General features: G+C 61.3%; 21 protein-coding genes. 4 read left to right on the top strand and 17 right to left on the bottom strand.

Annotation, left to right across the window (positions count from 1 at the left end; all coding sequences use genetic code 11):
• Positions 1-7 precede the first annotated feature (7 nt).
• From PSH94_RS17495 to minC, 7 genes are all read right to left on the bottom strand, one after another.
• On the bottom strand, positions 8-2,173 hold the full coding sequence (locus PSH94_RS17495; RefSeq protein WP_253508714.1) for a mechanosensitive ion channel family protein: 2,166 nt from the start codon (positions 2,171-2,173) through the stop codon (positions 8-10).
• A gap of 72 nt (positions 2,174-2,245) precedes the next feature.
• Complete coding sequence (locus PSH94_RS17490; RefSeq protein WP_181075755.1) at positions 2,246-2,422, bottom strand: hypothetical protein; 177 nt, start codon at positions 2,420-2,422, stop codon at positions 2,246-2,248.
• Positions 2,423-2,559: 137 nt separating this feature from the next.
• A complete protein-coding gene (locus PSH94_RS17485; RefSeq protein ID WP_181075753.1) occupies positions 2,560-3,849 on the bottom strand; it encodes a M18 family aminopeptidase in 1,290 nt (429 codons plus the stop codon).
• 170 nt (positions 3,850-4,019) lie between these two features.
• Positions 4,020-4,655: an RluA family pseudouridine synthase gene (locus tag PSH94_RS17480; RefSeq protein WP_181075752.1), complete on the bottom strand. Its 636-nt coding sequence runs from the start codon at positions 4,653-4,655 to the stop codon at positions 4,020-4,022.
• Between the two features lie 96 nt (positions 4,656-4,751).
• Complete coding sequence (gene minE, locus PSH94_RS17475) at positions 4,752-5,006, bottom strand: cell division topological specificity factor MinE (protein WP_003175252.1); 255 nt, start codon at positions 5,004-5,006, stop codon at positions 4,752-4,754.
• 3 nt (positions 5,007-5,009) lie between these two features.
• Entirely contained in the window at positions 5,010-5,822 is an 813-nt protein-coding gene (gene minD, locus PSH94_RS17470) for a septum site-determining protein MinD (protein WP_034099397.1), read from the bottom strand.
• A gap of 200 nt (positions 5,823-6,022) precedes the next feature.
• Positions 6,023-6,760, bottom strand: coding sequence for a septum site-determining protein MinC (gene minC / locus PSH94_RS17465; protein WP_181076166.1), 738 nt, complete (start codon positions 6,758-6,760; stop codon positions 6,023-6,025).
• Between the two features lie 120 nt (positions 6,761-6,880).
• Between minC and PSH94_RS17460 the strand changes: the two genes are divergently transcribed.
• A complete protein-coding gene (locus tag PSH94_RS17460; protein WP_181075750.1) occupies positions 6,881-7,816 on the top strand; it encodes a lipid A biosynthesis lauroyl acyltransferase in 936 nt (311 codons plus the stop codon).
• Between the two features lie 30 nt (positions 7,817-7,846).
• Positions 7,847-8,995, top strand: coding sequence for a patatin-like phospholipase family protein (locus PSH94_RS17455; protein ID WP_181075748.1), 1,149 nt, complete (start codon positions 7,847-7,849; stop codon positions 8,993-8,995).
• Positions 8,996-9,042: 47 nt separating this feature from the next.
• Here PSH94_RS17455 and PSH94_RS17450 read toward each other — a convergent pair whose 3' ends face one another.
• The 7 genes from PSH94_RS17450 to puuE all read right to left on the bottom strand — a co-directional run bounded on the left by PSH94_RS17450 (position 9,043) and on the right by puuE (position 15,952).
• Entirely contained in the window at positions 9,043-9,828 is a 786-nt protein-coding gene (locus PSH94_RS17450; RefSeq protein ID WP_181075746.1) for an outer membrane protein OmpK, read from the bottom strand.
• Positions 9,829-10,057: 229 nt separating this feature from the next.
• Positions 10,058-11,404 (bottom strand): nucleobase:cation symporter-2 family protein, encoded by a 1,347-nt coding sequence (locus PSH94_RS17445; RefSeq protein ID WP_181075744.1) that lies wholly within the window; start codon positions 11,402-11,404, stop codon positions 10,058-10,060.
• Positions 11,405-11,521: 117 nt separating this feature from the next.
• A complete protein-coding gene (locus PSH94_RS17440) occupies positions 11,522-12,802 on the bottom strand; it encodes a urate hydroxylase PuuD (RefSeq protein ID WP_305435483.1) in 1,281 nt (426 codons plus the stop codon).
• 51 nt (positions 12,803-12,853) lie between these two features.
• Positions 12,854-13,357: an ureidoglycolate lyase gene (locus PSH94_RS17435; RefSeq protein ID WP_181075740.1), complete on the bottom strand. Its 504-nt coding sequence runs from the start codon at positions 13,355-13,357 to the stop codon at positions 12,854-12,856.
• Positions 13,358-13,477: 120 nt separating this feature from the next.
• Positions 13,478-14,473 carry an allantoicase gene (alc, locus tag PSH94_RS17430; RefSeq protein WP_305435482.1) on the bottom strand — a complete coding sequence of 332 codons (996 nt, stop codon included), beginning with the start codon at positions 14,471-14,473 and terminating at the stop codon, positions 13,478-13,480.
• Positions 14,474-14,513: 40 nt separating this feature from the next.
• Positions 14,514-15,029 (bottom strand): 2-oxo-4-hydroxy-4-carboxy-5-ureidoimidazoline decarboxylase, encoded by a 516-nt coding sequence (uraD, locus tag PSH94_RS17425; RefSeq protein ID WP_305435481.1) that lies wholly within the window; start codon positions 15,027-15,029, stop codon positions 14,514-14,516.
• A complete protein-coding gene (gene puuE, locus PSH94_RS17420) occupies positions 15,026-15,952 on the bottom strand; it encodes an allantoinase PuuE (protein WP_181075734.1) in 927 nt (308 codons plus the stop codon). Before puuE ends, uraD begins: the two co-directional genes overlap by 4 nt.
• Positions 15,953-16,331: 379 nt before the next feature.
• On the opposite strand from puuE, the gene uraH reads away from it, so the two are divergent.
• Entirely contained in the window at positions 16,332-16,685 is a 354-nt protein-coding gene (uraH, locus tag PSH94_RS17415) for a hydroxyisourate hydrolase (protein ID WP_181075732.1), read from the top strand.
• Positions 16,686-16,838: 153 nt separating this feature from the next.
• Positions 16,839-22,109 carry a dermonecrotic toxin domain-containing protein gene (locus PSH94_RS17410; RefSeq protein ID WP_305435480.1) on the top strand — a complete coding sequence of 1,757 codons (5,271 nt, stop codon included), beginning with the start codon at positions 16,839-16,841 and terminating at the stop codon, positions 22,107-22,109.
• Here PSH94_RS17410 and PSH94_RS17405 read toward each other — a convergent pair.
• The 3 genes from PSH94_RS17405 to PSH94_RS17395 all read right to left on the bottom strand — a co-directional run bounded on the left by PSH94_RS17405 (position 22,090) and on the right by PSH94_RS17395 (position 24,752).
• Positions 22,090-22,731, bottom strand: a complete 642-nt coding sequence (locus tag PSH94_RS17405) for a LysE family translocator (protein ID WP_305435479.1) — start codon at positions 22,729-22,731, stop codon at positions 22,090-22,092. The genes PSH94_RS17410 and PSH94_RS17405 overlap by 20 nt on opposite strands.
• Positions 22,732-22,791: 60 nt before the next feature.
• A complete protein-coding gene (locus PSH94_RS17400; RefSeq protein ID WP_370694781.1) occupies positions 22,792-24,054 on the bottom strand; it encodes an NCS2 family permease in 1,263 nt (420 codons plus the stop codon).
• A 263-nt stretch (positions 24,055-24,317) separates the two neighbouring features.
• The gene (locus PSH94_RS17395; RefSeq protein ID WP_253508701.1) at positions 24,318-24,752 is read right to left on the bottom strand and encodes a MarR family winged helix-turn-helix transcriptional regulator; all 435 of its coding nucleotides are present in this window, start codon (positions 24,750-24,752) and stop codon (positions 24,318-24,320) included.
• Positions 24,753-24,775: the final 23 nt, after the last annotated feature.

Below are 24,775 nucleotides of genomic sequence, written 5' to 3'. Positions count from 1 at the left end.
TCGGGAGTCAGACGGTTTTGTCTTTTTCCTGCCCGGATGCCGCCGTCACTACCTGCACACTCAAGCGCGGCGTGGCCAGGTCCAGGCCCGCTTCGTCCAGCTGGCGCTTGAGCGACAGGTTGAACGCCCGCGACACTTCCCACTGTTTGATCGGCGCCGTCTTGAACCGCGCGCGCAGAATGGCGCTGCCGGACTCAAAGCTCTCCACGCCCTGGATCTCCAGCGGCGACCAGATATTGCGGCGCTGCATGGGGTCGTTGCGGATTTTCTGGCCGACCTCGCGGATCAGTTTGATCGCGTCGTCGATGTCCATGTTGTACGGGATCGCCACGCGGAAGATCGCGTAGCCGAACTCCCGCGAGTAGTTCTTGATGCTCTTGATTTCGCTGAACGGGATGGTGTGCACGATGCCGTCGATGTCGCGCAGGCGCACGGTGCGAATGGTCAGGCCTTCGACCGTGCCCAGGTGGCCGCCGACGTCGACGTAGTCGTCGATGGCCAGTGAGTCTTCGATGATGATGAACAGACCGGTGATCAAGTCCGCCACCAGCGATTGTGCACCGAAGCCGATGGCCAGGCCGATCACACCGGCACCGGCCAGCAGCGGCGTGACGTTCATGCCCATGTTCGCCAGTGCGACGATGGCGGCGATGATGAAAATGGTCACGAACAGCACGTTGCGGATCAACGGCATCATGGTCTGGGCGCGGGCATTGGCCAGGCCTTTGCGCGAGCGCGTCAGGGCGTGGTGGATCGCGGTGTCGCTGAGGATCCAGATCAGCCAGGCAAACAATAGCGTACCGCCCAGGCCGAACAGCTTGACGCTGATTTCATGGCCGTCGCCTTCGGTAAACCGAATCAAGGAAAGGCCCCACACCCGCAGGCCCAACTCGATAAACGCCAGCCACACCAGCAGATGGGCGAGGGTGTAGAAAAAACTCTTCAGGCGTTCGGAATACAGCGCATGGCGCTTGTGCCCGCGCTGCGGCTTGAGCGCATGGCGACGCACCAGGCCGTTGATCACCATGCACAACACCAACAGCACCGTGCACAGCAGCGACTGGCGCAGGGCGGTGCTGGTGTCGCCGGCGGACAGGAAGGTGGCGAACAGCGAAATGCCCACCAGCAACAACGCCGGCAGGTACCAGAAGGTGCCGATAATCGAGAGGGTGTCGCTGAGGGCGCGGCGAGTGAGACGGCGCGACAGCGGCTGGTTGCGGATCAGGTGCGCAATCGGCCGGCGAAAGCGCAGGATGAACACACCGGTGGAGAGGGCCGCCATCACATTGGCCACGGTCGCGGCGGTATGGGCCAGGTGCGGTCCCAGGGATTGCATCATGCGCGGGTCGCTCAGGGCTTCGCCGAAGGCAGCGAAACTGCCGATCAGCCACAGCGGGCGAAAGGCCTGGTGGCGCAGGATGTACAGCGCACGATGGCGGTGCGGACCGTCGAGCAGGGAGAACGCAATCACGCAGATCGCCGAAAAACAGGTGCCCACCACCAGCGCATAGGCCAGCACCATCGCCAGGGATTTGCCCAGGGACGAAGGCAGGGCGTAGCTCAGGTACACGGTGATGACCAGGGCGATCAGCCACGGCCCGAGTTTGCGCAGGGCGAAGCGCAGCATGTCCCATGTGCGTGGATGTTGCGGCAATTCTTCGGGCAGGCCGAAACGTTCGCGCACGCGGTGGCTGAGCCAGATCAGCGCGGCGGCCAGCAGGCTCCACACCGCCAGGATCAAGGCAAAGCCGAAAATGATCGGCAGCCATTCGCTGGCTGGCAGCATCAGGGCTTCAAGTTCGTCCTTGGCCTGGTCGACTTCATCGGACCAGCGCCCCAGTGGGCTGTCGCTGCCGGAGAATTGCTGTTCCAGGCCTGACAGCGTACTGCCGATCAAGCCGAGCACGCCTTGCTCGGCGACCGGCTGGGCCTTTTGCGTCGCGGCGCGCAGCTTTTTCAGGTCGCTGAGCAACTGGGTGCGCTGCTGGTCGTTCTCCAGGGTCTTGATCACCTCGTCCAGCGATTGCCCCAAGGGCACCTCGGCCTGTGGTTGGGGCTTGCTGGAGCCTGCGAGTAACCCGGGCAGGCCCGCCGCGTGGGCGGGCGAGGTCGGCAGCAGAATGAGCAGGGCGAGCAGCAGGCAACAGGGCAGGGCAAACAGACGGGAAAGCACGAGGCGGTCAACCTTGGAGACGACGAATTGACCGAGTGTACGAGGGCGCTATGCCAGATGCGAGTGCAATTGTCATTCGGCCAGCTTGGCCAGGATTTTGTACACCACGGTGCCCAGAATCAGCAGCATGCCGATCCACATGCCGAACACGCCCAGAGGCTTGTCGCGAAAGTTGAAGCCTACCGCCAGCAGGATCATGCCGATCAGGATGGGAATCAGCATGGCGTGGAACGAGGACATGGGGATCATGGAGCGACGGCCTTGTCTGAGGGGAATATCGACCAGTCTAGGTCGGATTGCGCAAAGTGCAGGTGATGCAGGTCAGGTGGATGCAAAACCAATGTGGGAGGGGGGGTGTCCCCTCCCACCTACAGGCAGTCCTGGTTTCAGGGCAGGTCGTGACTGGCGTAGAACGCGCCCAACACCTTCACCAAATGCGCCAGGTCATGGCTGCCGCACAGTTCACGGATCGAATGCATGGCAAACGTCGGCAGGCCGATGTCCACGGTGCGCACGCCCAGGTGGCTGGCGGTGATCGGGCCGATGGTCGAGCCGCAGCCCATGTCGCTGCGCACCACGAAGCTCTGCACCGGCACTTCCTGGGCCATGCACAGGTGGCGGAAGAAACCGGCGGTTTCGCTGTTGGTGGCGTAGCGCTGGTTGCTGTTGACCTTGATCACCGGGCCGGCGTTGAGCTTGGGGCCGTGGTTGGCGTCGTGCTTGTCGGCGTAGTTGGGGTGCACGCCGTGGGCGTTGTCGGCCGACACCAGCAGGGATTTCTGGATGGTGCGCACGAATTCATCACCTTCGGGCAACAGGCGACGCAGGGTCTGCTCCAGCATCGGGCCATCGGCGCCACAGGCCGAGCAGGAGCCGACTTCTTCGTGGTCGTTGCACACCAGCACGCAGGTTTCCTCGCTGTCGCTGGTCAGCAGGGCCTGCAGACCGGCGTAGCACGACAGCAGGTTGTCCAGGCGCGCGCCGGCGATGAAGTCGCCGTTGAGCCCGATCACCGCGGCGCTCTGGGTGTCGTAGAAGCTCAACTCATAATCGAGTACGACGTCGGCATTGAGCCCGTGTTCGCGGGCCAGTTGGTCGGTGAGCACGGCGCGGAAGTCTACGCGCTCGTCACCGGCGAACTGCGCCAGGATCGGCGGCAGCTCGGTCTGGGCATTGATCGCCCAGCCCTGGTTGGCTTCGCGATTGAGGTGGATGGCCAGGTTGGGGATGATCGCGATCGGCAGTTTGAAGTCGATCAATTGGCTTTCGACCTTGCCATCGCGGCGGAAGGTCACGCGCCCGGCCAGCGACAGGTCGCGGTCGAACCACGGTGCCAGCAGGGCACCGCCGTAGACTTCCACGCCCAACTGCCAGAAGCCCTGGCGTTGCAATTCCGGCTGCGGCTTGACCCGCAGGCACGGGCTGTCGGTATGGGCGCCGACCAGGCGAATGCCGCCCTGCAGTGGTGAATGGCGGCCGAGTTTGAAGGCGATGATCGAGGAGTCGTTACGGGTGAGGTAGTAGCGCCCGTTGGCTTCGGTGGTCCAGGTTTCGCGCTCGTCGAGACGCTGGTAACCGGCCGCTTCCAGGCGCTGGGCCAGGGCGGCGGTGGCATGAAAAGGAGTAGGGGAGGCCTTGAGAAAGTCGATCAGGCCTTGATTCAACGCTTCGCGCATAAATAGCTCCAGACAGCAATGCGCGGAGTTTACCGTTCGATGGCGGCAAGTGCACATAACAAATGTGGGAGAAGGCTTGCCCCCGATTGCAGTGTGTCAGTCAGTACATCTGTCACTGATACGCCGTCATCGGGGGCAAGCCCCGTCCCACATTTGCCTGTGTTGACCACTTAAAAGGGTGCAGGGCACTCGAAGCGCAGGCGCTCGCCGCTTTGCGGATGGGTAAAGCTGAGCATGCTCGCGTGCAGGCACAGGCGCGGCCACGCAGCCAGGGCTTGTTCGTGGGCGTACAGGCCATCCCCCAACAGAGGGTGGCCGATGGATAGCATATGCACACGCAATTGGTGCGAGCGTCCGGTGATGGGTGTCAGCTCGACGCGGCACCAGTCGCCGCAGCGCTCCAGCACCTTCCAGAAGGTCAGCGCATGTTTGCCGAATTCATGATCGACCACATGGCGGGGCTTGGTGGGTGGGTCGTAGCGCAGGGGCAGGTCGATGCTGCCGCTGTCCAGCGTCGGTTGGCCCCAGGCCAGGGCAGTGTAGGCCTTTTCGGTTTCACGGTCGTGAAACTGGCGCGACAGCTCGCGATGAGTATCCGCGTCGCGGGCCAGCAGGATAATGCCCGAGGTTTCCCAGTCCAGCCGGTGGACGATGCGAGCTTCAGGGTAGCCGTTTTCCTGCAGGCGCGTGATCAGGCAATCCTTGTTGTCGTCGGCGCGCCCAGGCACCGAGAGCAGCAGGGTCGGCTTGTTCACCACCAGCACAGCGGCGTCCTGGTAAAGGATATGAATGTTGGACAACGGCATTAAACAGCCTCGTAACAAACGCCAACGGCGGCTGGGCCACCCGGCTCCCGCGAAGGGAGCCGAATGACCGAGCCGCCGTGGCGACCGCCCGTTCGATCAACGATCGGGCAGGGTGATATTGAGTTCCAGAATCGAGCAGCTGCCGTCGTTTTCCAGGGCGACATGCACGTCATCGTTGCCGATATTGACGTACTTGCGGATCACCTCGACCAGTTCCTTCTGCAAGGCTGGCAGGTAATCCGGGGTGCTGCGTTGGCCGCGTTCGTGCGCCACGATGATCTGTAGACGCTCTTTCGCGACCGACGCGGTGCTTGGCTTTTTGTTGGCGCGAAAGAAGTCGAGAAATTTCATTGTTCAATTGCCTCCAAAGATACGCTCGAAGAATCCCTTCTTCTTGACATCGAGGAAGCGATGTTCCACGGACTTGCCCAGCAGGCGATCGACCGCATCGCTGTACGCCTGGCCGGCGTCGCTCTGGTCATCGAGGATCACCGGAACACCCTGGTTGGAGGCCTTGAGCACCGCTTGGGATTCTGGAATCACGCCCAGCAGGGTCACGGCAAGGATTTCCTTCACGTCTTCAACGCCGAGCATTTCGCCGTTGCTGACGCGCTCAGGGTTGTAGCGGGTGAGCAGCAAGTGCTCCTTGATCGGGTCCTGGCCTTCTTCGGCGCGCTTGGATTTGCTGGCCAGCAGGCCGAGCATGCGGTCCGAGTCACGTACCGAGGAGACTTCCGGGTTGGTCACGACGATGGCTTCGTCGGCGAAATACATCGCCAGGTGCGCGCCGGTCTCGATACCCGCAGGGGAATCGCAGACCACGTATTCGAAGGTTTCCTTCAGCTCGGCAAGAACTTTGCCTACGCCTTCCTTGGTCAGCGCGTCTTTGTCGCGGGTCTGGCTGGCGGCCAGCACGTACAGGTTCTCAAGACGCTTGTCCTTGATCAGAGCCTGTTGCAGGTTGGCTTCGCCGTTGACCACGTTGACGAAGTCGTACACCACGCGGCGTTCGCAGCCCATGATCAGGTCGAGGTTACGCAAACCCACGTCGAAGTCGACGATGACTGTCTTGTGGCCGCGCAACGCGAGACCGGTACCGATAGCGGCGCTGGTGGTGGTCTTACCCACACCACCCTTGCCGGATGTAACCACGAGAATCTTGGCCAAGGTGTTTCACCCCTAAGGAAAAAGGACTTTTCAGCCCCTGAAAAACATCTCTTGAAACTCGCTGCAGGCGGACAGCCCTTGTAGGAAAAAAGCTGTGGCTCCCATGGGGAACGCCAGCTTTCAGTTATTCCTACGCAAGTCTTGCCGGTTTCGCTGTGCTATCAGAGTCTAGAGATGCTTGGAAAATGCGGCAGTATCCGTTAAAGGCGGACGATGTTCAACACATCGCCCGACAGGCTTATCTGCACCCCGGCGCCCCACAGCGGATCGCGGCGCAAATCTTCGGAAACCTTGTACTGGCCGGCGATGGACACCAGTTCAGCGGTCAACTGCTGACAGAAAATACGGGCCTTGGTGTCACCCTTGATCCCGGCGAGGGCGCGTCCGCGCATCGGGCCGTATACATGGATATTGCCATCGGCGAGAAGTTCCGCGCCGGGGCTGACGGAGGAGACGATCACCAGGTCGCCGCCCTGGGCGTAAATCTGCTGCCCGCCGCGTACGGGCGTGGTGATGATCTTTGTAGGCTTGATCGTCGGCTCGGGTGGTTTTTCCGGTTTTTTCTTCAGCTCGCCTTCGGTCGGATCGAGCGGTCGCTCGCGTGCACCCGACGGTGGCAGTACTGGCAGTTCAATGGCGATTGCCGCGGCAATGTCTTCGATTCGGCTGGCCCGGATGGCCAGGGTGCGCAGGCCATGGGAGCGGCACACACGCATCAGGCCGGGCAGGTCGATGGCGCCTTGACCGGCGGGCAGTTTGTCCAGGGCCAGCACCAGCGGGGCGTTGTTGAAGAAGTTGGGGGCCAGGGCGACCTTGGCGGCGAGCTGGCGGTCCAGGGCCTCGAGGTCGTTGCGCGCCAGTTCCAGCACGGTGATGGCGAGCATGCTGCCTTTCAACTGGAACACGGGATCTTGGTCTAGCGGTTCGGTTTGGCTCATGGTCGGCATAAAGCGGCTTGTCACGAAAAGTGTCGAGACTTATAACGAGAACACTCACCCGCCGCAAGCCGAGTCGAACCGTTGTAGAATGCGCGGCCCTTGTCTTTACCGGAATCTGTAATGGATCGCCCGCGTTTTCGAGCTGTATTTTTTCACCCGCGATTTTGGCTGTTATGGCTGGGACTCGGCCTGCTCTGGCTGGTGACCCAATTGCCGTACCGCGCGCTGCTGGCCATTGGTCGGCTGCTGGGCGCGGGCATGTACCGTGTGGCCGGCGAGCGCCGCCGCATTGCCGCGCGCAACCTGGAGCTGTGCTTCCCGGAAAAATCCGCCGAGGAGCGCAAGCGGCTGCTCAAGGAGAACTTCGCATCCACCGGCATCGCCTTCTTTGAAATGGCCATGAGCTGGTGGTGGTCGCGCCAGCGCCTGGCGCGGCTGGCCCATGTCGAGGGCCTGCAACACCTCAAGCAGGCGCAGTTGGACGGCAAGGGCGTGATCCTGATGGCCCTGCATTTCACCACCCTGGAAATCGGCGCGGCGCTGCTCGGCCAGAAGCACACCATCGACGGCATGTACCGCGAGCATGGCAACGCGTTGTTCGACTATGTCCAGCGCCGTGGCCGCGAGCGGCATAACCTCGACTCCCTGGCGGTGGAACGCGAAGACGTGCGCGGCATGCTCAAGCTGCTGCGCGCCGGCCGCGCCATCTGGTATGCACCGGACCAGGACTACGGCGCCAAGCAAAGCATTTTTGTGCCGCTGTTCGGCATTCAGGCCGCCACCGTCACTGCCACCAGCAAGTTCGCCCGCCTGGGTAAGGCGCTGGTGGTGCCGTTCACCCAGGAGCGCCTGGCCGATGGCAGTGGCTATCGCCTGGTGATCCACCCGCCGCTGGCTGACTTCCCCGGTGACAGCGATGAGGTCGACTGCCTGCGCATCAACCAGTGGATCGAAGCCTGCGTGCGTGAATGCCCCGAGCAATACCTATGGACCCACCGCCGCTTCAAGAGCCGGCCGGCGGGTGAACCGAAACTGTACGAAAAACGCCGTCGATAAGACCGACCTTTCCCCACATGGAGTGACGCGATGCGCCCAGCTGAACCGGTTACAGGCTTGATTCTTTCCGGCGGTGGGGCGCGAGCGGCGTATCAGGTGGGGGTACTGGCGGGGATTGCCGAGCTGTTGCCGCCGGGGGCGCCCAACCCGTTTCCGGTGATCGTCGGCACGTCGGCCGGGGCGATCAATGCCGTGAGCCTGGCCAGTGGCGCCATGGATTTTCGCGCGTCCATCGAGCGCCTGACCGCGTTCTGGCAGGGCTTTCGCAGCCACCTGGTGCTGCGCAGCGATTGGCCCGGCGTGGCGCGCCAGGCCGGGCGCTTCCTGATTCACAGCCTGTTGGGTCTGGGCCGCCAGGTGCCGGTGGCGCTGCTCAACAGCTCGCCATTGCGTGACCTGTTGCAGGACAAGCTGCACCTGCCGGGTATCGACGAAGCCATTCGGCAAAAGCACCTGCATGCGGTGGCGGTCACAGCCTTTGGCTATGAGTCCGGGCAAGCCGTGACCTTCTACCAGGGCGGCGGCACCATTGACGCCTGGCTGCGCCATCGACGCATCGGCGTGCCGACCCAACTGACGGTTGAGCACCTGCTCGCCAGTTCGGCGATCCCGCTGCTGTTTGCCCCGGTGAAGCTCGACCAGGAATATTTCGGGGACGGTGCGGTGCGCCAGTCGGCGCCCATCAGCCCGGCACTGCACCTGGGTGCCAGTCGCGTGCTGGTGGTTGGCGTCAGCGGCAACCCGCGTGGCAACGAGCCGGTCGTGCAGCGCGTCTACACCGGACAGCAACCGACCTTGGCGCAGATTGGCGGGCACATGCTCAACAGCACCTTCATCGACAGCCTGGAAAGCGATATCGAATTGCTGGAACGCCTCAATCAGTTCAGCCATCTGCAACCGGCCGACAGCGCGGCGCGCGGTCTGGCGCCGGTGGAGGTGCTGGTGATCGCCCCCAGCCAGCCCATCGACGAAATCGCCGCGCGGCATCGCCAGGAAATGCCGGCGGCGTTGCGTGTGTTCCTGCGCGGGCCGGGTGCGACCAAGACCAGCGGGGCAGGGGTGCTGAGCTACTTGTTGTTCGAGGCGGGGTATTGCAGCGAATTGATCGAGTTGGGCAGGAAAGATGCGCTGGCCAAGCGTGAAGAGATCACCCGGTTCCTGGGTTTGCAGCCTGTCTGACTGTGGGAGGGGCGAGCCCCTCTCACACGCTCACCTGCGGTGTTCGATCAGAAGTGATACTTGACCAGGAAGCTCGCCGTGTCCTGAGTCGTCTTGAACGCGCCGGAATCTTCGATGCCGTACTTGTTCTTCCAGTAGTCGTATTCGAAACCGACGTACAGCTGTTTCTCGCCCCAGTTCATGGCTTTGCCCAGGTCGTATTTGACCTGAGGGTTGAAGTGCAGGTTAGCGTGGTAGGTGCCGCGGGCGTTCTTGTCGTTGTCCACCACCCAGTCCATGAAGCCGTCGATCAGGATGTTCGAGTTGCCCACCGGGATCGTGTACGACCATACCGGGGTGATCTGCCACACGCCGTCACCTGGCCGATTGCCTTCGGTCTGGCGCTGGTAGAAGTTCAACTGGAAGTAATCGAAACCGGGGATGTTCAAATCGAAGCCGGGGCCGACCAGGTACGACTCGTTGTCGCCTTCGCCGAACTCGTACGTCATTGCCAGCAATACGTCTTTTATCGGGCCGAAGGACAAGTCCTGGTCGAAAATCTTGCCGAACGACAAGCGCGGGCTGAACTCACCGTAGTAGGTGTTCGGGCCGACGTTGCCGTCTTCCTTGCCGTTATAAAAGATGCGGTCGAGGAAGAAGAAGTTGTCGCCGTACTTCCACGCGTCGGCATGTTCGAACGTGACTGTCTGCTGGATCTGCGGGTTGACGGTGAAGTTCTTGCCCCACAAATACGTCAGGCTGTTGTTCTGCCACTGCAACAAGTCACCGGCCACGGCCTGGCCGCCGGCCAGCAGGGATCCCGCCAGTACCAGGCCTTTGAACATAGGTTTCATTCGGTTGCTCCCGAGTTAAAGTTTTATGTTTTTCTTTTAGTGCAGGCGCTCTGATGCGGCGCCTTTGGTTCGCTGTGAATATCGTCTGATCGGTCAGCTTTTATGGGTTTAGCAAGAGCCGCGCCAACGCGTTGAAGAGCAATCGATTCGAGCGGGCGCGGAGAATACTGATAACCCTGCCTGGCCTCAAGCGCGCTGTTACAGGGCGTACAGCGCGATGATGGGGCAATCAGGTGTGCGCGTGCTCGACCACCGCTCGCTCGGCGCCCCCGAGGATGTTGAACAGCACATTCAACGACAACGCGCTGAGGGTGGCCATGGCGATGCCGCTGTGAGTGATCGGGCTCATCCACAGCGGCAGTTGGGCGAAGAACTCCGGGCGCACCACGGGAATCAGGCCCATGCCGATGCTCACCGCCACCAGCAACTGGTTGCGGCGGTCGGCGATATCGGCTTCCTGCAGAATCTTGATGCCGGTGGCCGCCACCATGCCGAACATGGCAATCGCCGCGCCGCCCAGCACCGCCGGCGGAATCGACGCCACCAGGTAAGCGGCTTTGGGCAACAGGCTGAGCACGATCAGAAACGCCCCGGCCATGATCGTCACCGAGCGGCAGCGCACGCCGGTCATCTGCACCAGGCCGATGTTCTGGGCGAACGAGGAATGGGTGAAGGTGTTGAAGAACCCGGCCACGAACGACGCGCCGGCGTCGCACAGCAGGCCTCGACGCAGCATCTTCGGCGTGACCTCGCGATCGGTGATCTTGCCCAGCGCCAGGAACATCCCGGTGGATTCAACGAAGATGATCACCACCACCAGGCACATCGACAGAATCGGCGCCAACTCGAAAGTGGGCATGCCGAAATGCAGCGGCGTCACCACCTGCACCCACGGCGCCAGCGCCAGGCCGCTGAGGTCGACCATACCGAGGACGCCGCACAGGGCGTAACCCAGGCCCATGCCAATCAGCACCGAGATATTGACCCAGAAGCCTCGCATAAAGCGGTTGATCAGCAGGATGGTGGCCAGCACCAACGCGGCAATCGTCAGGTAGATGGGGGAGCCGAAGGTGGCCGCCGCGCTGCCGCCACCGGCCCAGTTCACGGCCACCGGGAACAGCGACAGGCCGATGGCGGTGATCACGGTGCCGGTCACCAGCGGTGGGAAAAAGCGCACGACCTTGGACATGAACGGCGCGATCAGCATGCCGAAGAACCCGGCGGCGATGGTTGCGCCGAAGATTCCCTGCAAGCCGATACCGGGCATGCCGGCCATGGCGACCATGCTGCCGACGGCGGCGAAACTGGCGCCCATCATCACCGGCATGCGAATGCCCAGAGGGCCGATGCCGAACGACTGCACCATGGTGGCGACGCCGGCCACCAGCAGGTCGGCGTTGATCAGAAAGGCGATTTCTTCACGGCTCAGGCCGGCGGCCTGGCCAATGATCAGAGGCACGGCGACGGCGCCGCCGTACATCAACAAGACGTGTTGCAGGCCGACCAGAATCAGTTGCAAGAGGGGCAGCCGCACCATGGCGGGCGCGGCAGGAGTCTGCGGTTCTAACGGGGACATGCAACACCTCGAATCTTTTTTATTTTTGTATTGTGTGGAACGCAATCTCTAAACCACTGCAAGTCACCTGTGGGAGGGGGCAAGCCCCCTCGCACATTTTGGAGTTGCACCAGGCTGTTAGTTGGTATGCGCCCCCTGGTTGATCCAGGTGCCGATCAGATCGCGCTCCTGCTGGGTCATCTGGGTAATGTTGCCCAGCGGCATGATCTGGCTCGCCACGGCCTGGGCCTGGATGCGCGCCGCCTGCTGCTGGATCTGCGCCGGTGTATCGAACATCACGCCGGCCGGCGCGGTGCTGAACAGCGGGCTGGTGGGCTTGGCCGAATGGCATACGGCGCAGCGCTCCTGGATCACCCCATGCACCTTGTCGAAATCCACCGTCGCCTGGGCTGGCGCAGGCGCCGGTGCCGCAGCAGGCGCGGCGGGCTTGGCACCACCGCCCAGGGCGGTTTCCGGCAGTGGCTGGTACTCGATGGCCGCCGGTGCCTTGGCCACTTCCGCGACCGGCTTGGGACCGGTCACATACGCCAGGCAAATCATCGCCAAAGCGCCCACCGGCAGGGTCCATGCGTATTTCTGACTGTTGTGCCGGGTGTTGAAGTAATGCCGCACCAACACCGCCGCCACCGCGATACCGGCCAGGATCAGCCAGTTGTAATGGCTGCCGTAGGTGCTCGGGAAGTGGTTGCTGATCATGATGAACAGCACCGGCAAGGTGAAGTAGTTGTTATGGCGCGAGCGCAGCAGGCCCTTGGCCGGCAAGGCCGGATCGGGTGTGCGGTTCTCGGCGATGGCCGCCACCAGCGCGCGTTGTGCCGGCATGATGATGCGGAACACGTTGCCCACCATGATGGTGCCGATCACCGCGCCTACGTGCAGGTAAGCGCCGCGTCCACTGAACACTTGGCTGAAGCCATACGCGGCGCCAATCAACAGCACGAACAGGATGAAGCCGAGCAGGGCAGGGCGCTTGCCCAGGGCCGAGTCGCAGAGGAAGGAGTAGATAAACCAGCCGACGAACAGCGAGCCGATGCCCAGCAACACGCCTTGCGGACCACTGAGGCTGCTGCCCGGTGCCAGCAGGTACAAGGTCGGGTTGGAGTAGAACACCACACACAGCAGCGCGACGCCCGACATCCAGGTGAAATAGGCTTCCCATTTGAACCAGTGCAGGTTGTCCGGCATGGTCGGCGGGGCCAGTTTGTATTTTTCCAGGTGGTAGATGCCGCCACCGTGGATCGCCCACAAGTCGCCGGCCAGGCCGTCCTTGGGGTTGACGCGGTTGAGGTTGTTTTCCAGCCAGACGAAGTAGAACGAAGCGCCGATCCAGGCGACGCCAGTGATCATGTGAACCCAGCGCACGCTCAGGTTCAGCCATTCCAACAGATGTGCTTCCACAGTCTTTACCTCTCGCCTGTCACCCTTGTTGTCGGGTGATCCGGCCTTCTCTTATTGGTGGGGGGCGAGGATCAACCGCTCATCCTCTTGGAAAAAATGCTCATCGCAGTTATTGCCTGTGCCACTGCGATCAACCACCAGGAAGTCATCCCGCTTTTCGATCGTCAGCACCGGGTGGTGCCAGACGCCGCGATGGTAATTAATGCCCTGCCTGCCGTTGGTGACGAAGGCGCGGACCAAGCCTGATACAGGTACATCGCCAAGTGGCGCGACCACGATCAGAAAGGGGTTGCCGAGCAGCGGAATGAAAGCCTGGCTGCCCAGCGGGTGTCTCTCCAGCATGCACACGGTCAGCGGCATGTCCTGCGCGTCGGCGCGGAAGATGCTGATGATGGCGTGGTCTTCCGGCTTCGCGGTTTCGACCGTGGCCAATTTGTGAAAGCGCATGGTCGACCCGTTGTTGATCATGAAGTGATCGCTGCCGTCGGTTTCGATAACGTCTCCGAAAGGGGCGAAGGCTTCTTTGGTCAGGGGTTCGATCATCAGTGTGCGCATGGCTGTCTTCTTATCCGAGTTCTGTGTTGTCTGGTCTATTGCTATCGCGGGCAAGCCCGTTCCCACAGGGGAATGCATTCCGAATGTGGGAGCGGGCTTGCCCGCGATTGGGTTCACCGCTTATTTAGCGACCTTGCCCAGCACGCGCAGGCGGCTTACACCTCCATCCGGGAACACGTTCAGGCGGATGTGGGTAATCGGCCCCAGCGCCTTGATCTGCTCGGCGAAGGTGTGTTCGGCGTGCATTTCCAGCTTCTGCGCCGGCAGCAGTTCGCGCCAGAACAGCGACTGGGTTTCGATCTGGCTGTCGGTGCCGCCTTTCACGAAAGCACCCTGGATCGAGCAGGTGTCCGGGTAGTTGCCCTTGAAGTGCAGGGTGTCGACGATGATTTTTTCGATCTCGCCCGGATGACCCAGGGCGACAATCACCCAGTCATTGCCTGGCGTGCGGCGACGCGCGGTTTCCCAGCCATCGCCCATGTTGATGCCACGGCCTGGGTTGAGGATGTTGCTCATGCGGCCGAAGTGTTCGTCGGAGCACGCCAGGGCGCGACCGCCGTTGAGCGCCGCCGCCAGGTCGACTTGTTCGTTGTCGCCCACCGCCGACCAGTCGCGGAACGGCACGCCGTACACACGCAGACGGGCCACGCCGCCATCCGGGTAGATGTTGAAACGCAAGTGGCTGAACGCCTGGTCGTTGTTGATCTCGTGGTAGTGGTGGCTGTTGCCTTGCAGCTCGACGGCCGACAGTACTTCGGTCCACTGGGTATTTGCGTCCGGCTCGCCGGAGACCAGGAAGCAGGCTTCCAGGGAGGCCGACGGCGGGTAGTTGCCGGTGAAGAATGAAGTGTCGATGTCCACGCCCTTGATCGAACCCGGCACGCCCAGGCGGATCACTGCGCTGTCGTAACCTTCGAAGCGTTTGCGGCGCGACTCCCAGCCGTCCATCCACTTGCCGTTGTCATCGAACACGCCCTCCTTCCACACGGCCGGGGTCGGCTGGAACAAGCGGTTGGCGTCGGCGAACCAGTCATCGGTCACGGAGATGATCTTGGTGCCCAAGCGGGCGTCGGCCAGGTTGACGAACTTTTCGAAAGGTACGGGTTGCGCTTTCATTCTTCTTGTCTGCCTTAGATAGAGTGGCTGGGGATGGTGTTTAGAGGGTCAGTAAACGGAACAACGCGATCTTGTTGATCTCGTCCAGGGCGCACTTGAACTCGGTGTCTGCCGAATTGTGGATGCGCGTTTCGAACGCGGCGAGGATCTGATGCCGGTTGCTGCCTTTTACCGCCATGATGAAGGGAAACTTGAACTTGGCTTTGTAGGCCTCATTCAGCTCGGTGAAGCGAGAAAACTCTTCGGCCGTGCATTGGTGAATACCGGCGCCGGCCTGTTCGTTAGTGCTGGCTTCGGTCAGTTGGCCCTGGACGGCAGCTTTTCCGGCCAGGTCGGGGTGAGCATTGATCAACGCCAGTTGCGAGGCGTGATCAGCACTCAACAGGATATCGCTCATGCGCTGGTGCAGGGTTTCGATCTGATCGATCGGCGCGTCCTGGCCGAGGTCGAAGGCCTTTTCGGCCACCCATGGCGAGTGTTCGTAGATATCGGCAAAGGCCTGGACGAAAGCATCACGGCTCAAGGTCGAGGGTTGCAGGGTTCGGAACGCAGTCATTTCGCCGCTCCCTTGTAAGGGTGAGTGGCTTGCCAGTGACGGGCGATGTCGACGCGGCGGGTGAACCACACCTGTTCGTGGCTTTTGGCGTATTCGATAAAGCGTTTGAGCGAGGCCAGGCGCGCCGGGCGACCGATCAGGCGGCAATGCAGGCCGATGGAGAGCATTTTCGGGGCCTCGGCGCCTTCGGCATAAAGCACATCGAACGCATCCTTGAGGTACTCGAAAAAGTCATCGCCCTTGTTGAACCCCTGCACCTGGGTGAAGCGCATGTCGTTGGTGTCCAGCGTGTAGGGGATCACCAGGTGCGGCTTGCCGGTGGGGGTGTTCGGTTCCCAGTAGGGCAGGTCGTCGTCGTAGGTGTCGCAGTCATAGAGAAAGCCGCCTTCCTCCATCACCAGCCGCCGGGTGTTGGGGCCGGTGCGCCCGGTGTACCAGCCCAGTGGCCGTTCACCGGTCAGTTCGGTAAGGATGCGGATGGCTTCGAGCATATGCTCGCGTTCCTGCGCTTCGTCCATGTACTGGTAGTCGATCCAGCGGTAACCGTGGCTGCAGATCTCGTGACCGGCGGCGACCATGGCGCGGATCACGTCCGGGTGACGCTGGGCGGCCATGGCCACGGCGAAGATGGTCAGCGGGATATCGAATTGTTTGAACAACTTAAGGATGCGCCACACCCCCGCACGGCTGCCGTATTCATACAGCGACTCCATGCTCATGTTGCGCTCGCCTTGCAGCGGCTGGGCCGAGACCATTTCCGAAAGGAACGCCTCCGACTCTTTATCGCCGTGCAAAATGTTGCGTTCACCGCCCTCTTCGTAGTTGAGTACGAACGACAAGGCAATGCGCGCCTTGCCCGGCCAGTGGGGATGAGGAGGGTTACTGCCGTAACCGATCAGGTCGCGTGGGTAGTCAGCGCTCACTGCAGTCTTCCTTCTTGTGCGTGGTAGCGAGTGTGTGGCGGCCAGCGGAAAGACTGGGTGGCGTCACAGCGATGGGCTGATTGTATACAACTTGATAGCCACTTTGTAAGCCTGTATTTCCGCATTTTTTCCAGACCGCTTGCACAGCTTAGCACTGCAAGAAACTTGCCCGGTCGGTCAGTAAATGTCTAAAAGGTCGTTCAAAAGCGAGGATTACCAAGAATTCAAACACCAGCACTGGGCCAAGCGGCGCAGGCTGAAATTTGTCATTTTTATTGTGTACAATTTTCGTTGAAAGTGTCTTAATCAGCCATCGCCACGTTTTTCTCGCCCTGAAAAAGTGCGGCCTCATTGACCTGACTGAACGGAGCCCCGACCCATGGGACGACTGACCACACACGTACTCGACGCGGCCCACGGCTGCCCCGGCAGCGCCATCAAGGTCGAACTGTACCGCGTCGAAGGCACGCAACTGGAACTGGTGGCCACTGCGGTGACCAACAGCGACGGCCGTTGTGACGCGCCGCTGCTGCAAGGCGACGACTATCGCAGCGGCGTCTACCAAGTGCAGTTCAGCGCGGGCGACTACTACCGCGCCCGCGGCGTGCAACTGCCGCAGCCGGCCTTTCTGGACGTAGTGGTGCTGCGTTTCGGCATCAGCGCCGAACAGGATCACTACCATGTGCCCTTACTGATTTCGCCTTACAGCTACTCGACCTATCGCGGTAGCTGAGTCGTCACCGCGCATCACCCCCAAAGCTCTTCGTTGGTTTCGCCCGCCCACACTGCGGGCTTTTTTTCTTTCGTCACACATTCAACTATCTAGCGCCCCTTGAGGCGCTGCGGTGCATAGGCTTGGCCTTTTCATCATAGAGACGAAAACGCTATGTCCTCACCGCCCTTCAGCCTGTCACCACCCGACGGCGCTGATTCCGACGCCGCGGTCGAAGCAGCGTCGCAGTTCATTCGCGACCAGTTGACCCGACGAGTCAACACCTGCGCCCATCCCAGCCGCCTGATAAATCAGATCGGTCTTGCCGAGCGCCGTTGCCGAGAGTCGACCCAAGCCCTCTCTCGTCTGATAGGGCGTTCGCCCAAGGTGTTGACGGTGATCCGCGCAGAGCTGCGCAAAGCGTTCGACGTTGACCCCGACCGCCTGTTGTTTACTGAGACCAAGGCGCCTGGGGTGGTCCACAAAGTGGACAGTTTGACGGAGCGGGCTTTGTTGCTGCTGGTGCTGCCTTCGGTGTCGATCAATGTCAATCAATTTACCGTCCTGAGCATCGAAGGAGAGCCGCAACGTCGGTTGCCGTATACACCGCTGCAAGTGCTGCGACGAGTTATCGCAATGCGGCTTTTCGAGCGCCTGGCCCACGCGGTGAGCGATTATTGGGACACGCCGGCCCAGGGTTCCTGGCGCACACGGCGGGAGCGTTGGGTCGATTTATACACGCAGCTGTTCGCCGATCAGGCGTTTATGGCGCGCCAACTTGATGAACTGTCAAGTGCAGGTATTGCCATGGTAAAGGCGCTGATCGATGCGCCGACCGCCGAGGCGCGCCAGCGCGCGGGCGGTGACTGGGCCAGTGTGCGCGTGGCTCAGTTGATGTGGCCAGGTACCTCGGCGGTAGCGATCCCGGGCGCACTGCACCTCTATCGTGAAGGCGACCCGGTGGATGCGCCCCATGTTATTCACCTGCCGGGTGCGGCGCGCAATTTCTACGAGTATCGCTCTTTCGCAAGCCTTCAGTGCGGCTTGCTGGAGCTGGAATCGTCTCGGCTCCACGACCTGTGGCAGTGCCTGCCGTTAAACCGTCGTAACGGGTTATGCAGGCCTGCTGACTTGTCGGCAGCCTCCACGGTCATGCGCGGCCTTGAGGTGATGAGCAATGCGTTAGAACTGGGCGCGCAGGCCTTGCTCACAGGGCAATCGAGCAACGAATTGGCCTGTGCGGTCAGTGTCAACCACGCGCACGTGTTTTCCAGTGATCGGCCCCGGCCACCGCCGCTGGACGCCGTGCGTCTGCTCGCATACGCGGAGGGGTTCAGGAAGCAAATGGTCGGCAGCGCTCGACTCGGTGCCCTTGGCGATCAATTGCTTGATTGGGATCATCGACGACGGCGCGCGGAAATTATCTTCGCCAGTACCACGTCCGGGCTGGCCTTGCGCACCGTACAGGAACGGGCAAAGCGCTACGAACAACGGGTGCTTGCGTTGCTTGACCCCTCCGACCCAGGCGCCGACACGCCGACCTATCAGGCGCTCACGACGCTGGTGGAACAGCTTAAGGCCCATACGCAGGCGTTGGACACGTTGATGAAGGGCGCGCGGGCCCGCTTGCTCGAGCTGGGTTTTTGGGCTGAGCGCCCAGGCGGTGCGTGGACTGCGCGGCGTGTGACGTTGTTCATGAACGCGCAAACCGAGGCCCTGCGTTGCGAAGTTCACCTGCAGCACCAGCTCAAGCTTCTAAGCACGGCGCATCGCGACCTGGTCATTGATGTGGTGGAGCAGCCCTGGGCCTACAAACGCACCGACAGCGATGCCCAGGTGTATTGGATCGCGGTGGGCAGTGAGCCGGACGCCTTCTATGCGTTGCATAACGTCTGGGTGGTGACCACGGCGCCCGCGATGAGGGTTCCGACCCGCCAGCATCCGGTGGTGCTGTACGCGTTTGGCATGGACGGTGGGGTGGTGGCTTTTTCCGGGGTGGAGGCACTGACCCGAAGCCTCAAGGCAAGCCTGGGCAGTCGGGACGACTCCCCGCTGTGGGGTTATATCGAGCGTGACAAGCGTCGCGATCTGCGTGCCCATGCGACCAATCGAACATTGGCTGTACGCTACCTGAACATCAAGGGCAAGCCTGCGCTGGCCGCGCTCAAGAAACTGCTTGGTAGCTACGACCGCCTGCAAACAAGCCACGAAGAGCTCGTGCGTCTTTTCAGTGAGGTCAAGGATGCCGAGTTGAGTCGCGCGCTGTTGACCGTCGAGCTGGAACAACAGTTGAAGATTCCTGCCAACGTCGCCCTGAGCCAGGCCCAGGCCGCCATTGAGCTGGTGCGCAAGGCCGCGTCCGAAGCCAAAACCATGCCGGCCTGGCTGACGCGCGCAACGCGTGGTCAGCGTAAACGTTTCAGGCGCTCGCTAAAACTTTATCTGAGCGGCACCTTTGCTTTTAGAACCGGGCTTGAACACGAGCTGCCTGACTTGTACACCTTCGCCCGGCGCGTTTTGACTGCCCGATTGCGCGAGGACGGCATCTCCCCAGAGCTTGATATCGGCCAACCCTTTATTGAACTGCCTGATGACGTTCAGGGCAGCTTTTGTGGCTGGACAAGCGGCTGTACCGCAGGCGACCGCAATATCCAATTGACCCCGACTGTCACGCGTACCTCCTTCAGTCTGTTACAACTGGCGATGCATAACCTCGACCCGCTGGCGCCCTGGACACGCTGGCGACTCAATCGCGCACGCTTTCTGCAACCGGAATGGAAACAATCGCTGAATGCCGATTATCTGATCCGCATGGTGTCCTCGCTGGATATCGGCGGGCAATACGACGCATCGATTCTTCGGGTCTTTTATCCGCGTGTCGCAGGCAGCCAGGCACCCGGCGTGGGACGTGTTCCGGCGTTATTGAATCGCGCATTGCGCACAGGCTATGAACATCATCTTTTGTCGGCGATCCAGCGGGGGGTCACTGCTGCGGCACAAAGCGTCTTCAGCACGGCTATGGCGGCACGCACGCCGCAAGACTTGCTGAAAAACCAGCATGAGCTGCAGCTGTACGTGGTGCATTTGATTGGGCACACGATGCTGCATGATCGCTACATTGCGGGAATAGTCGTGGTACAGGACAAGCGCACCGGGCTCTGCGTGGTGTATTGGCCCGAGGCTGCGCACGATTTGGTTCTTACCGAATACGGCAGCCTGCAGCATGCCCATGACGAGCTGAACCGTCTCGGTGCGTCGCCGGCCAACGTCAAGGCACTGGCGCGGCAGGTCGCACCCGGCTGGGCATTCGAGGCAGTCGTCCACCATCCCGATGGCGCTGACCAGTCTGGCCCGACCCTTGATTATCTTGACCTGATACCGGCGTTCGTCATGGCCAAAGGCATTTGGCAAGGTATCGAGTTCATTCGCTCATTTGGCACTCGACATCTGGAGCCAGTGCCGTTTTTGGATGAGATCGAAAAGCAAGCCCTCGAGCAGATTGCCAGTGACCCGCTTGACTGGCTGGCCCTCGTTGCCACGTCCCACAGCGACGCCCAGGCATTGCTGTACCGCGCCAGTGTGCTTGAGCTGCAACGCACTACCCAGGCCGCCAGCCAGTCCGGCAAAGCGTTGCAAGCCTACCGCACTCGCCGTCTTGGTGAGCAGAGCGATACCCGCGACCGGGCGGTGAAGGCTTTTTTCTCTCCGCTCTTTGGAATGTTCAACGATTTCTACGAGTTGCTGCTGGCGGCGCGACGTTTTCATCGTTTTGGTGACGCACGAGATGCACTGGATGTGGGCTTTATGAGCACCGTGTTGGCGATTGATTTGCTACTGAATTTTGTACCCGGCCCGAAAAAGGTGGGCGGCTCTGCTGCGCGCGCGATACGGCCCAGATCGAGGACAGCGTTGGCGCGGATGCGTCGCTTGCCGGTGACGACAAGTGGAGGCGCCCGTGTGGTGCCGTCACCCGTGACGCAACTTGACGCCCTGGCGCGCTTCAAAACCAAAGGGTTGCCTGACGAAGCGGTGGCGTTAAAAGCGCCGGGCGAACACGGTATCTATGTGAAAAATGGCGAATCCTTCGTGGCGGATGGCGTGCACCATTACCCGGTGTACCGACGCAGCGACGAACCGATGTATCGCCTGAAGAATCAACACGCGCCAGGGCAAGACGAACTGATTCTGAACATCCGCCACTCCAGGGAGTGGTTGCTCGACGCGGACGCTCCTCAACCTGCGCCGGGCAGCAGCGCGGGGGCGCTGAGCCCATGGCGCGCCCCCGTGTCACCGGCGCCGGACTGGCGGCCGCCAGTGGTGCGCGCGGCGACCGAAAACCGCATCCGTCAATCACCGGCGCCGACGACCTATTGGTGTGATTGGAAAGTGCAGCTCTCCACGACGCAGTTGTCTGCTACGTCGTCCATGGGGACGTTTCATGTGCATATGGAATCCCCGAATTTTCCCTTCGATGTCATCTATGTGGGCAGAACGTACGACAGTCCGACGACGGCAGGGGCGGGGTACTACCGGTTGCTCCACCAGGGAGCCAATGCACCGTTGGATGGCATTGCGTTTATCACCAGGAATGAGCCGCTGGTTTCACGCGCGCATGTAGATATTGATCGGTGGACAACCACTGCGCTTGGAGAGCAGCCCATTCCGGTATCACGCAGCGCAACCGGTGAGTGGAGGCTGCACAGCGTACAGTTCGACAGGCCCTTGGCTAATTATGTCGGCATCGCTTTCCCTGAGATGACCTCTCAAAGCCGAGTCTTCACCGCGCAGAGGCTGATTGAACTGGCAGATTCGTCTCGCCCGGCCACCGCCACTCACCTGCTCAATATCCGCGCGACGCTGGATAATTGGTTGACCCCGACCGCTAATGGGCTTGGCCAGACGGATGATCTGCTGAGGCTGCTTCGGCCTACCGAAAGGCAGGACACAATAAACATCGGCTATGAAGGCAAGGCACCTGGCTTCACTCGCGTTGACTTCAACGTATCCGGATTGGCCCCTGCGCTGCGGGATCGCGCTCGCGGTCGCGGTCTCGGCCGTGGGCGTGCCGCTGAGCGAAGCGCTGCGCAGAGCGCGCGCATCGAGCGCGTGTTGCAACAGCAAGGTTTCAACGTGCAGCGCCTGCAAGTCCTGCGCGGGCGCAGGACCGTTGATGAATTGATCGCGACTCATCCTCTGTCCAGTTCAAACAGGGTGTACTACATCTCCCCGCATTGGCTGGAGCGATCGGGTATTCCTTTGAATACGAGGCTTACGGACAGTTGGGTGAATGTCGCGATCAAAAAAAATCCGAATTCGCTTCTATTGGCGGGCGTCGAGAGCGCCATGAGAGAAAACCGCCTGGTTCGTATCGTGGCGGGCGTTCAATGGCCTACCCTCGGTACGCTTGCACCGACCGTCTATTTTGTCAAAGTAAACCCGTCCTAGCCTTGCTCAGCGCCGCCACGCCGGCGGCACCGAACAGCGCCGCACTGATGCGATTGAACCAGCTCTGGCCATGGCCGCTGCGCAGATAGCCCGCCGCACCATGGGCACCGAGGCCGTAGGCCAGCTTGCACAGCAGGTCGAGCACGGTCCAGGTGGCGATCATGACCAAAAGCTGCGGCACAAACGCCTGCTGGCTGCTCAGGAATTGCGGCAGGAACGCGGCAAAAAACAGGATGTCTTTGGGGTTGCTGGCGCCTAATACGAATGCGCGGCCAAACAGCGTGCGAAAGCGCGGCACAGCTGCCGTCCGCGGCACGTCGGCACCTTGGGCCGGCTGGCGCGACTGCTGCCAGCTTTGCCAGGCAAGGTAGAACAGATACAGCGCACCTACGATTTTCAGGGCGCTGAACAGCTGCTCCGAGGCCAGCAACAATGCGCCAAGCCCCAGGGCCGAAGCGCTGAGCAGGCAGATCGAGGCAAATACCCCGCCCAGGAATGCCGGGTACGAACGGCGCACGCCATAGTTGAGGCTGTTGCTGATCATCAACAGCGACAACGGGCCGGGAATCAGGATCACGATCAAGGCAGCGCCGCTGAACAGCAGCCAGGTTTCAAGGGTCATTTCATTGCTCCAGGGGGCGGCGGCAAACGACAAATCATCCTCTTGTCCCTTGCCGCTGTTTCATAAAAATATAAATTTGGCGACGAAGATCGCGCACAGCACCCACAGGCTGACGGAAATCTCGCGGTACTTGCCGGTGCCGGCCTTGAGCGCCACATAGGTGATAAAGCCCAGGGCGATGCCGTCGGCGACCGAAAACGTCAGCGGCATCATGATCGCCGTGACGATCGCCGGAATGCTGTCGGTGGCTTCGTCCCAGTTGATATGAGCCATGCTCGCCATCATCAGCATCGCCACATAGATCAGCGCACCGGCGGTGGCGTAGGCCGGTATCATGCCCGCCAGCGGCGCAAAAAACATCGCCGCTACGAACAGCGCGCCCACGGTCACGGCGGTCAGCCCGGTGCGTCCACCGGCCGCCACGCCGGCGGCACTTTCCACATAACTGGTTACCGGCGGTACGCCGACCATGGCGCCAAACACGCTGGAGGCGCTGTCGGCCTTGAGTGCGCGTGACAGGTTATCGATCCTGCCGTCGGCATTCACCAGCCCGGCCCGTTGCGCGACGCCCATCAGCGTGCCGGCGGTGTCGAACATGTGCACGAACAGAAAGGCGAATACCACGCTGATCATGCTGACGTTGAACACGCCTTTGACGTCCATTGCCATCCAGGTCGGGGCCAGGCTCGGCGGGGTGGAGAGGATGCCGTTGTAATGCACCAGGCCCAGGCCCCAACCGGCCAGCGTCACGGCAATGATGCTGATCAGGATCGCGCCGAACACACGGTGATAGCTGAGGATCGCAATCAGCAAAAAACACACCGCCGCCAGCAACGGCGCCGGCTCGTGCAGTGACCCCAGCTTGATCAAGGTGGCTGGGCTGTCGACGATGATGCCGGCGGTTTTCAGGCCGATCACCCCGAGAAACAAGCCGACACCGGCGCCCATGGCATGGCGCAGGCTGACCGGAATGCTGTTGAGCAGCCATTCGCGGATGCGTGAGAGCGTCAACAGCATGAACAACACCCCGGAGATAAATACCGCACCCAGCGCGGTCTCCCAGTGATAGCCCATGGTACCGACCACCGTGTAGGTGAAAAACGCATTCAGGCCCATGCCCGGCGCCAGCCCCACCGGCCAGTTGGCATACAGGCCCATCAGCAGGCAACCGAGGGCGGCGGCGATGCAAGTGGCGACGAACGCCGCGCCATGATCGATGCCGGCGTCGGCCATGATGTTGGGGTTAACGAAGATGATGTAGGCCATGGTGATAAAAGTAGTCAGGCCGGCGATCAGCTCGGTCTTCACTGTGGTGCCATGCATGCGCAGTTTGAACAGGCGTTCCAGCCAACCGCCCTGGGAGGAGGGCGACAGGTCCAGCGTAGGGGCTTCGGATTTGCGGCTATCCACAGCGAGTACTCCTCAAGCATTTTATTGTTATGGCCAGCGCGAAGCGCTGTGAGGTTACCGGCGGGTTTTGTTGACTGATAGGTCAGGAACTCGCACGAAGCGAATTATGCTTTTGTATACAAAGAAAGCAAATAATGTTTTCTATTTTGTGTGCGAAAGAGATGAAAGGCAAACCTCTAGTTATTCGCGCTCAGCGCCATATTCACCGCCAGCCAGCCTTTCACCGCCTCTTCGCCGGCTTCACTGAAAGCGCGCTGCAGCAACTTCACCTGCTCGCGGCGCAAAGACTGTTCGAACCGCCGGCCGTCTTCGCTGAGCTCCAGCAGGCGTTTGCGCTTATCGGTCTGCGACGCCACGCTGCTCACCAAGTGCATTTCCTGCAATTGGCGCAACGGCATGTTCAGCGCCTGCTTGCTTACCCCCAGCAATGCCAGCAACTGCGTCACGCTCAGGGCCGGGTAGCGGGCGATAAAAAACACAATGCGCTGATGTACCCGGCTCAGGCCGCGACGTTCGAGCATTTCATCGGCCTTGGCGGTGAATGCCTGGTAGCCGAAGAAAAACGCTTCCATGGCTTGTTGCTGGCTGTTTTGGTTTTTAAGGTCAAGCATGTTGACGTATCCAGGTGAGCTGT

Origin of the sequence: Pseudomonas sp. FP2254 (assembly GCF_030687695.1) — a bacterium.
In the GTDB taxonomy this organism is placed as follows: Bacteria; Pseudomonadota; Gammaproteobacteria; order Pseudomonadales; family Pseudomonadaceae; genus Aquipseudomonas; species Aquipseudomonas quebecensis.
This window is presented reverse-complemented; position numbering and strand designations above follow the sequence as displayed.

Excerpts from the sequence above, each read along its gene's own strand:
- PSH94_RS17490 (WP_181075755.1), bottom strand. The coding sequence starts at position 2,422 with ATGATCCCCATGTCCTCGTTCCACGCCATGCTGATTCCCATCCTGATC.
- PSH94_RS17485 (WP_181075753.1), bottom strand. The coding sequence starts at position 3,849 with ATGCGCGAAGCGTTGAATCAAGGCCTGATCGACTTTCTCAAGGCCTCC.
- PSH94_RS17480 (WP_181075752.1), bottom strand. The coding sequence starts at position 4,655 with ATGCCGTTGTCCAACATTCATATCCTTTACCAGGACGCCGCTGTGCTG.
- minE (WP_003175252.1), bottom strand. The coding sequence starts at position 5,006 with ATGAAATTTCTCGACTTCTTTCGCGCCAACAAAAAGCCAAGCACCGCG.
- minC (WP_181076166.1), bottom strand. The coding sequence starts at position 6,760 with ATGAGCCAAACCGAACCGCTAGACCAAGATCCCGTGTTCCAGTTGAAA.
- PSH94_RS17460 (WP_181075750.1), top strand. The coding sequence starts at position 6,881 with ATGGATCGCCCGCGTTTTCGAGCTGTATTTTTTCACCCGCGATTTTGG.
- PSH94_RS17455 (WP_181075748.1), top strand. The coding sequence starts at position 7,847 with ATGCGCCCAGCTGAACCGGTTACAGGCTTGATTCTTTCCGGCGGTGGG.
- PSH94_RS17450 (WP_181075746.1), bottom strand. The coding sequence starts at position 9,828 with ATGAAACCTATGTTCAAAGGCCTGGTACTGGCGGGATCCCTGCTGGCC.
- PSH94_RS17445 (WP_181075744.1), bottom strand. The coding sequence starts at position 11,404 with ATGTCCCCGTTAGAACCGCAGACTCCTGCCGCGCCCGCCATGGTGCGG.
- PSH94_RS17435 (WP_181075740.1), bottom strand. The coding sequence starts at position 13,357 with ATGCGCACACTGATGATCGAACCCCTGACCAAAGAAGCCTTCGCCCCT.
- alc (WP_305435482.1), bottom strand. The coding sequence starts at position 14,473 with ATGAAAGCGCAACCCGTACCTTTCGAAAAGTTCGTCAACCTGGCCGAC.
- uraD (WP_305435481.1), bottom strand. The coding sequence starts at position 15,029 with ATGACTGCGTTCCGAACCCTGCAACCCTCGACCTTGAGCCGTGATGCT.
- uraH (WP_181075732.1), top strand. The coding sequence starts at position 16,332 with ATGGGACGACTGACCACACACGTACTCGACGCGGCCCACGGCTGCCCC.
- PSH94_RS17410 (WP_305435480.1), top strand. The coding sequence starts at position 16,839 with ATGTCCTCACCGCCCTTCAGCCTGTCACCACCCGACGGCGCTGATTCC.
- PSH94_RS17405 (WP_305435479.1), bottom strand. The coding sequence starts at position 22,731 with ATGACCCTTGAAACCTGGCTGCTGTTCAGCGGCGCTGCCTTGATCGTG.
- PSH94_RS17400 (WP_370694781.1), bottom strand. The coding sequence starts at position 24,054 with ATGCATGGCACCACAGTGAAGACCGAGCTGATCGCCGGCCTGACTACT.
- PSH94_RS17395 (WP_253508701.1), bottom strand. The coding sequence starts at position 24,752 with ATGCTTGACCTTAAAAACCAAAACAGCCAGCAACAAGCCATGGAAGCG.